This window comes from Aquabacter sp. DMC10 (genome assembly GCF_056314145.1).
In genome coordinates, this window is record NZ_JBQUYX010000017.1 from 1 (window position 1) to 1003 (window position 1003).

Below are 1003 nucleotides of genomic sequence, written 5' to 3' on the forward strand. Positions count from 1 at the left end.
CGACCGGCTCATCGAACAGGTGATGCCATGGTCGGCCATCAGTCGCTGGAACTGCTCGCTCGTATATTGACTGCCCTGGTCGCTGTGATGCAGCAGGCTGTCCGGCTTGCCGCGGCGCCAGATCGCCATGATGAGGGCATCGGTAACGAGTTGTGCCGTCATCTCCGCCTTCATTGCCCAGCCGACGACGCGTCGTGAGAACAGGTCGATGACGGCCGCAACGTAGAGCCAGCCCTCCGCGGTCCAAATGTAGGTGAAGTCCGCCACCCATTTCTGATTTGGGGCCGAGGCCTCGAAGGCGCGATCCAGCAGATTGTCCGACGCGGCGGCCCGCACGCCGACATCCTTCGGCAACCCACGACGGCGCGGCCGGGCTCGCAATCCATGCTCCCGCATGATCCGTTCGACCCGATGCAGCCCGCAGGAGAGCCCTTCCGCCAGCACATCGTGCCAGACGCGTCGTGCGCCATAGGTTCGATCGCTGCTCTTGAAGCTCCTGTCGATCGCCGTCGCGAGCACGTCATCCTGCCGGGCATGCTCACTGGGGCTGCGGTTGAGCCAGGCATGAAAGCCCGACCGTGAGACATCCAGAGCGTCGCATAGCCATGCCACCGGCCAGATGCTCCGGTGCTTCGCGATGAAGGCGAACCTCATGTCGCTTCCCTCGCGAAGAAGGCTGCGGCCTTTTTTAGGATATCGCGCTCCGCCTTCAGCTTGGCCACTTCCCTGCGCAGCCGGTCAATCTCGAGCTGCTCGGGCTTCATCTGACCCTGCCCGGGAAAAGCATGCTCAGGATCCGCCTTTGCCTCCCGGACCCATTTACGCAGCACGTTCTCGTGGACATCAAGGTCGCGGGCAGCCTGCGCAACGGCAACGCCCCGATCCTTCACCAACCTCACAGCCTCAAGTTTGAACTCGCGGCTGAACCTCCGTCGTTGCATTCCCGCTCTCCAGTCCCGTTGATCACCTTATCTCGGTGTCCACGAAACCGGCAGCAGGCCAC

1 pseudogene is annotated in these 1003 nt (G+C 63.0%); it reads right to left on the bottom strand.

The features are described from left to right. Nucleotides 1–941: pseudogene (locus ACT54L_RS24915) on the bottom strand (IS3 family transposase); the annotation flags it as partial. Nucleotides 942–1003: the final 62 nt, after the last annotated feature.